The following is a 669-nucleotide window of genomic DNA, read 5'->3' on the forward strand; positions in this document are numbered from 1 at the left end:
CCGGTCCCAGCACGGCGGAATGACGCGAGGATCCAAGGCGAAGCGGTCCGCCAGGTGTTCGACCCACTGGAGCAGGATCGGCAGCGCGGCCTCGGCTTCACGGGCGGTCAGGGACGGCCAATGCAGCGGGCCGCGCAACTGCCCAAAGCCGCGACCGTACGCCGGGTCGCCCTCGGGTGAGTTCGGTCTACCGGGTGTTTGCACGACGGATCGCCTCCTCCAGCTCGACACGGCTGCGACGCAAGGCAGCGGCCTCCTTGCGGGCGGTCCACGGGCGCAGAGTCAATGCAATGGGTGGCGCTTCGCGCAGCAGCAGAATGCCGGTGCCGAACGGGAGGGTCCTCAACGCGGAAGGGTCAAGGATCGGGACATCCACTGTCGAAGTTGACGTGGTCCGGTGCCCGTCTGCGCCGGTGGTGTGCGAGTGGACCGGCTCGCGGGTCGACCCGATGAGACGGGAGAGTTCGTCAAGGTCGCGAGCAGTGCTCCCGCCGCCGAGGACGACCTTGTCGATCGCGGCGTCCCAGATCGCGGCTGCCGAATGGTCGCCCCACACGGCTCGCGCTTGGGCCAGTGACTGGAGCACGACCGTGGTTGTGATCCCGGAGCCGCCACCGTCGGACATCAGCGACGGCAGGGAGGGGAGGGGGTAGTTGGCGGCCTCGTCGA

General features: G+C 69.1%; 1 protein-coding gene and 1 pseudogene. Both read right to left on the reverse strand.

The window, feature by feature from the left end; translation table 11 throughout:
- Positions 1-204 (reverse strand): annotated as a pseudogene (locus tag N864_RS25820) (hypothetical protein); the annotation flags it as partial.
- Positions 188-669: type IV secretory system conjugative DNA transfer family protein (locus N864_RS22870; RefSeq protein ID WP_034723025.1), on the reverse strand; the 482-nt coding region annotated here is incomplete at its 5' end. The gene N864_RS22870 and the pseudogene N864_RS25820, both read right to left, overlap by 17 nt.

Source organism: Intrasporangium chromatireducens Q5-1, from assembly GCF_000576575.1.
In the GTDB taxonomy this organism is placed as follows: domain Bacteria; phylum Actinomycetota; class Actinomycetes; order Actinomycetales; family Dermatophilaceae; genus Intrasporangium_A; species Intrasporangium_A chromatireducens.